The following is a 5,528-nucleotide window of genomic DNA, read 5'->3' as shown; positions in this document are numbered from 1 at the left end:
AAGGCTGCAACATAGGGTGCGAAACTGAAATAACAGCAGTGAATCGGAGACGTTTCGAAGGTGATGGACCTCGACAGCAGTCACCCCGCTCGCACGCAGGTGGGCGACGAACTGAACTAGACCGGCGACGAGGGTGACTCGGCGAAGCTGAACGAGTGGGTACAGAAGCAAGAGGTGCCGAAGCTCGCCGAGGACGGCGACAAAGTCCCCGCTGGTATGCAGCACACTTAAGGCAGTAGCAGTAGTGGGGTGATGTGCGGGGGCTGTTAACCACCCCGTCCCACCATACCCGCAGCGACCGGCTGTGAGCCGAGCGCCGGCGGAGCAACACCGAGGTCTTCCCCCCCTCGATATTCGGTCCGGCCTCTCCGGCGCAGTCGCGCTAAGGCCCAGGCTGATAGTCATGCCGACGCGGCGACAGCCTCCCTGGCGCCTGCTACAGGACCCCCTCTTCCCGTCAGTGCGCCCGAGGCGTTCGCGACACCGCAAAGCGTGCGGCGGGCAAGCTCGCGACGACAGGCGTTCTCCGGGCCAGTTCCCCGCAGGGCGCCCGTGAAGCCTAGGCCGGGCAGTCGCGTGAGGGTCGGTGCGGCGGGGGAACTGGACACCGCAAGCGTCGGCTCATGGCCTGCAACGGTACCCTGTGTGCAGGTTCATGGCTGGGGTCCGGCCAAACCCTTCTTGAGCCGAGCAAGAGTTCGCTAACGCTACGTCATAACGATGGGGCGTATGTCGAAGCGTACCGCCCTCACCCTCCGCGCAGTCCTGTGGGTCAGCGCCCTGATGCTGTGCTGTTTCTCTGCGGCCATGCTGGTAGAGGCGAACAAGCCGAAGCTGGACGGAGTTGAGCATCCGCTTGTCGGCGACCCTGCTGTGACCGGGTCGGTGGTGCGTATGCGTTGGTGCGGGGCCGCCTCATGGTGCCGCTGATTATCGATCTGCGCGAGGACGCTGCTGTCGATAGCCTTCGTTAACCATCGACTCTCAACTTGCGGGCGACAGCCTGCAGGTATCATGTGTGAACCAGGTCCGTTTGATCACCGCGGAGGATTTCGCGGACGACTGCCCGGTGCCGCTGGGGCTCGCGACGCGCCTGATGCGGGCTGACCCCGAGACACTGCTCGATCTTCTCGACGGTATCCCGGAGACGACCCGGGCGCGGTTAGCCCTATGGCTGTATGGCCGAAGCCATACGCACGAGATCGGCGTGCGGGTCGCGGCGACCTGCGAGCGAACCTGCTTGTATCGGGTCGGCGGACCCGTCGGCGATGCTCTGCATGAACTGTCGCGTCAGCCCTATACGGCGCCGAGCCATGGCATGCATGGTGGCGGTGGACGGCGTCAGATCAGCCTTGGCGGTTCGTATCGGACAGGGTGAGATCAGTTAGGCGCACAGGGGAGGAATGACCATCTGAACGTAGACCAAGCACGTCCATGACCCGGCCCCGGACCCCCGCGTCGATGAGTGGCGCGCCATTCTCAAGCCCGACGATCGCCTCGGGGTCGACCCGGGCGAGCACCGCCAAGGTCTCGATTGAGTAGGCCCCACGTATGCGGGCGGCATAGATCTGCGCCGCTATCGCGGTATTCAGGGCGGTCGGCTCGTCGTCTCGGTCGCTCATGGGCCAGCGGTACGTGCCGGCTTAGGCCGAAGTTTCCCCCGGCGAGCTTTTCTGACGCACAGCTACTCCATCCCCGGTGGCCGGGGGCGTGGCACGCCAAGCTCGGTCAGCCCGAGGAACAGCGCGAGCCGTATCAGCACAGCGAGCGAAATCGCACAGCTGCTGCCGTTCTCGATAGCTGTGATGACCTCGGGCGACAGGCGTGCCAAGCAGGCCGCGTTGTCTAGGGACAGGCACAAACGGCCGCGTGCTGGACCAGCGTGCGCCGCGAGGTTGCGCAGCACGACGTGCCGCCGCTCCTCGATCTCGTCCATGAAGGGGGGCCTCGATCTCATGAGGGCTCGCAACCCTCACGAGAGCGATACGATCAAAGCCCATCTCGTGAAACACCCAGGGTTGCACTTGTGCCCTGCACAAGTTGCAGCTGTTGCACCGCGGCACTAACGGTTGTGCGACGTAATCAGGTACAATCCTGGGTCGGTTTTAGACGGCTGGACCGGCAGCTGCGCGTTCCACCCTCCCCCTTGTAGAAAGCTGATCCTGCGATGACCTCCACCAATGCGCCGAAGCTGGCGACCGAAGCCGACCGTGAGATCGGCAGCCGCATCGCGGCGGTTCGGGCGGCGCAGGGTCTGAGTCAGACCGCGCTCGGTCAAGCCATTGGGGTTAGCTTCCAGCAGGTGCAGAAATACGAGAAGGGTCGCAATCGCATCGGCGCCAGCCGGCTGCAGAGGATCGCCGATCAGCTCAAGGTGCCGGTTGAGACGTTTTTCACCGGCTCACAGGGAAACGATGACCGGGAGGCCGTTGTCCCGGCCGTCTTCGATGACCCGAAGGTTGTGGAACTCATCCTCGCGTTCACGGGGATCGCCGACGAGACCACACGCGATAGCATCCTCTCGATCGTCAAAACCGCCGCTACGATGCAACGAAAGCGTGCTGGTCAGGCATAGGGCCCACCGAACAGGTCGCCCAACGCCTTCCGCCGGAACAGCGTTCTTCGACGCCGCCTCTGATGCTCCGGCCGGTCGTGGATCATGTGGCAGCGCTGGCAGAAGGCCGCGAGGTTGGCGTCCGCGTTGTTGGCCGTGTCGTGATCCCGATGCGCTGCTGCTAGGACGACATGGGTCCGGCGAGTGCGGCCGAGGATGTCAGTACCCAACTTGATCCGGATCCGGCGCCCCCATCCATCGCGCCAGCGCCCGGCCTCGACGTCCCACCAGCGGCCATCACCGAGGTGGTAGACCATCTGCCCGTGTGGTCTCCCGCAGCTCTCACAGCGGCCCTGCGCCCGGCCGAAGCGGATCGCCATCGACAGCTCGCGCCAGTCGATTGGATAGAAGAAGCGGTGCTCGGGCCGGATCGGCATCGACGGCCATTGTGCCAACCATGGTGAAGAAAGCGTAGCGGTAGGACGCCTTCACGGGTCGCCCAGGGCCAGCGGCATGTTACCGACGCGCCCCCTATTACCGTCGGAAGCTTAGCCGCAGCTAACGCTTCAATGCGCGTTCGCCTATGCAACGCCCCTGGGCAGGCAAGGGGAAGAAGCGTGACAGGGACCCCGGCAAAGAGGACCAACCCACTGGCGCGGCTTCGGGTTGGCCGGATCAAGCCACCTGCCGTCCAGCCTCGCATTCCACCCCTTGATCCAATGCCCCAGCGCGCCCTTACGGCATCCGATCTCATCGCTATGGCGCGAGCTGCACGAAAAGCAGATGGACATCGCGAGGAATAGGCCGGGTTCAGCAGGTAACGCCGTTCTCGATCAGCGGCTGACCACTTCCCTGGCTATTCCCACCGTTACTCCTATTCAGCGGGTGATCGGGGGCCTTGGAGCAGTTGCGATCCAGCTCTTGGCGATCAGGACTTGTGCCTTGCCCTGTGCGCCTAATTCGGGCCGACGTCGTGCTGAAATGGGTTACCCGGCGAAGCGGCGCTCGACACTGCCATCGCCGCCCTCCATCTTGAGCGCATGCCCGACCATCCAGACCTACGAACCGCAGCACGAGCCCACGGTGAGGATGTAGCATCCGACCAGTTGGTCTGGTCCGCCAGCCGCACGCGGTCGGGAGGATTAGTCTTTGAATTACCTTGATGGCGATAACCGCTGGATCGAGGAGAATCCCACATCTAGGGTTGCATATAGCGGTCCTATACACGTCTCTCCGCTCCTATAGGCTGAAACAAGATCTTGCTGCCGCATCTTGGGGGGATGACGACATGCTCGACGAAGTTGACATTCGATACGAGATTGTGGTCCAGCGCCTGATGGGGCACCTTCAGAGCCACGCCCGCGAACTTAACCTCAATGATGGGTTGGTCCGCCACATCGTCTCGCGGGTCATCCGCGACATGCCTTTGTGCCCGGACGACGAGCGAGTTTCTGAGGCGCGCCAGTGGATGGCTATCGCCGCAACGATGTAGCTGTTGATCCGTGCCGACAGCGTACAGGGACAGTTAACTACCCTGCGCCACCATGCCCTCAGCGACCGGCTGGGGGGCCGAGCGCCGGCGGAGCAGCACCGCCTTCTCGGATGACACGGTGCTGCCTCGCCGGCGGAGTCGCGGTGGTCGCAGATGTTGTTGCCGCCAAGCTTGAGCATAGCTAGCCCCTGCCTTTGATCTGGAGCAGGCGCTGATGGGCGATGACGTGACCGCCCTGCTCATTGACCCTCGCGCGGGAGAACGCCGACCTGCGCCAGCAGCTCGCGACCGCCCAGGACATGCTGATGGAGACTGCGATCGACGCCGGGAACCTGCATGCCCTGATCGAGGCGGTTCAGGCCGAGCGCACGGGGTTCACTCCAGCTCCCCCCAGGCTATCCAGCGTCACCTCGGCCGCAATCTACGGCAGGTCTACGCCGCGCTCCCGTCCGAGCCGGTGCCAGAGGCTATGGCCGCACTGCTCCGTCGGTTGGATACCACCCAGAGCCAACGTGTCTCTGATCCGGACGCTACCGAAGATTAGCCGAGCGATCCCAGATCGTGAGCCTGCAATCCGCTGAGCGGCGCCGTGATCGCACAGACCACCCCCGTCGGCAGGTAGGCGAGGTCGACCACCCCGCCAAAGCTGCCGGCAAGCCCGCGACCGATCAACCGGGTGCCGAAGCCCGTCCGTGTCGGTGCGACCACAACCGGGCCGCCGACCTCCCGCCAGCTCAGCACCATCTCCGGCTCGTGCATCTCGGATCTGATCTGCCAGTCGATCGTGACCTGCCCTGCATCGGTCGACAGCGCGCCGTACTTGGCCGCGTTGGTCGCGAGTTCGTGCAGGATCAGCGACAGGGAGAGCGCCGCCCGCGCGCCCACCGCGACCGGCGGACCCGCGATCACGAAGCGATCGGGCCGATCCTGGTGTAGCTCCAAGGCATTCGTGATCAGGACGTCGAGCGCGGTGCTGCCGATCTCACCGCCGAGTAGGAGGTCGTGCGACTTGCCCAGGGCGACGAGCCGCCCGGCGAGCACCTCTTTAACGGTGTCCATGTCGGTGGCCGTGCGCATGGTCTGCGTGGCGATGGCTTGCACCATCGCCAGCACGTTCTTCATGCGGTGGCTCAGCTCCTGGTTGAGCAGCCGCTGCCGGTCCTCAGCCTCGACCCGGGCGATAGCCGCGTGGGCGCGATCGGCGACGCTGTGCAGGAAGGCCACCTCATCGGCGCTCCACGCATGCGGCGTCGGCTTCAGCGCAAAGAACAAAGCCACGAAGCGGCCACGCTCCATCACCGGCAGATTGACTAGCGCGCGCGCCTCCATGGCGGCGAACGCGTCAGCCGCAGCCGCCGTGCGCGCGTCGCGGGCGAGATCGGCGATCAGCACGGTCGCGCCGGCCTGCAGATCGTCGATGTACGAGCCATAGTCGCGGAACCTGTGCAGCCCGGCGATGGCCGGGACGCCGGGCGTGCTCCA

General features: G+C 64.8%; 8 protein-coding genes. 4 read left to right on the top strand and 4 right to left on the bottom strand.

All coding sequences use genetic code 11. The features are described from left to right. Window positions 1-1,018 precede the first annotated feature (1,018 nt). Entirely contained in the window at window positions 1,019-1,378 is a 360-nt protein-coding gene (locus MKK65_RS22245; RefSeq protein ID WP_243960247.1) for a hypothetical protein, read from the top strand. Here the strand turns inward: MKK65_RS22245 and MKK65_RS22240 are convergent. Both MKK65_RS22240 and MKK65_RS22235 read right to left on the bottom strand, forming a co-directional pair. Next, a complete protein-coding gene (locus tag MKK65_RS22240) occupies window positions 1,347-1,622 on the bottom strand; it encodes a hypothetical protein (RefSeq protein WP_243960246.1) in 276 nt (91 codons plus the stop codon). The genes MKK65_RS22245 and MKK65_RS22240 overlap by 32 nt on opposite strands. A 62-nt stretch (window positions 1,623-1,684) precedes the next feature. After that, entirely contained in the window at window positions 1,685-1,936 is a 252-nt protein-coding gene (locus tag MKK65_RS22235; protein ID WP_243960245.1) for a hypothetical protein, read from the bottom strand. Window positions 1,937-2,167: 231 nt separating this feature from the next. Here MKK65_RS22235 and MKK65_RS22230 point away from each other — a divergent pair, with 231 nt between their 5' ends. Beyond that, window positions 2,168-2,575, top strand: a complete 408-nt coding sequence (locus MKK65_RS22230; RefSeq protein WP_243960244.1) for a helix-turn-helix domain-containing protein — start codon at window positions 2,168-2,170, stop codon at window positions 2,573-2,575. On the opposite strand, the gene MKK65_RS22225 is transcribed toward MKK65_RS22230, so the two are convergent. Continuing rightward, the gene (locus MKK65_RS22225; RefSeq protein WP_243960243.1) at window positions 2,566-2,991 is read right to left on the bottom strand and encodes a hypothetical protein; all 426 of its coding nucleotides are present in this window, start codon (window positions 2,989-2,991) and stop codon (window positions 2,566-2,568) included. The two genes, MKK65_RS22230 and MKK65_RS22225, sit on opposite strands and share 10 nt — an antisense overlap. 851 nt (window positions 2,992-3,842) lie before the next feature. On the opposite strand from MKK65_RS22225, the gene MKK65_RS22220 reads away from it, so the two are divergent. Continuing rightward, entirely contained in the window at window positions 3,843-4,046 is a 204-nt protein-coding gene (locus tag MKK65_RS22220; RefSeq protein WP_243960242.1) for a hypothetical protein, read from the top strand. 214 nt (window positions 4,047-4,260) lie between these two features. After that, window positions 4,261-4,590, top strand: coding sequence for a NepR family anti-sigma factor (locus MKK65_RS31585; RefSeq protein WP_409565480.1), 330 nt, complete (start codon window positions 4,261-4,263; stop codon window positions 4,588-4,590). On the opposite strand, the gene MKK65_RS22215 is transcribed toward MKK65_RS31585, so the two are convergent. Next, window positions 4,587-5,528 (bottom strand): sensor histidine kinase (locus tag MKK65_RS22215; protein ID WP_243960241.1); only part of this gene is annotated, 942 nt, incomplete at its 5' end. The genes MKK65_RS31585 and MKK65_RS22215 overlap by 4 nt on opposite strands.

This window comes from Methylobacterium sp. J-001 (assembly GCF_022829565.1).
Taxonomy (GTDB): Bacteria; Pseudomonadota; Alphaproteobacteria; order Rhizobiales; family Beijerinckiaceae; genus Methylobacterium.
The sequence above is the reverse complement of the archived record's forward strand: the minus strand, read 5'-3'. Positions and strand labels throughout refer to the sequence as shown.

Coding starts and splice junctions, on each gene's coding strand:
- MKK65_RS22220 (WP_243960242.1), top strand. CDS start 3,843: ATGCTCGACGAAGTTGACATTCGATACGAGATTGTGGTCCAGCGCCTG.
- MKK65_RS22230 (WP_243960244.1), top strand. CDS start 2,168: ATGACCTCCACCAATGCGCCGAAGCTGGCGACCGAAGCCGACCGTGAG.
- MKK65_RS22240 (WP_243960246.1), bottom strand. CDS start 1,622: ATGAGCGACCGAGACGACGAGCCGACCGCCCTGAATACCGCGATAGCG.
- MKK65_RS22235 (WP_243960245.1), bottom strand. CDS start 1,936: ATGGACGAGATCGAGGAGCGGCGGCACGTCGTGCTGCGCAACCTCGCG.
- MKK65_RS31585 (WP_409565480.1), top strand. CDS start 4,261: ATGGGCGATGACGTGACCGCCCTGCTCATTGACCCTCGCGCGGGAGAA.
- MKK65_RS22225 (WP_243960243.1), bottom strand. CDS start 2,991: ATGCCGATCCGGCCCGAGCACCGCTTCTTCTATCCAATCGACTGGCGC.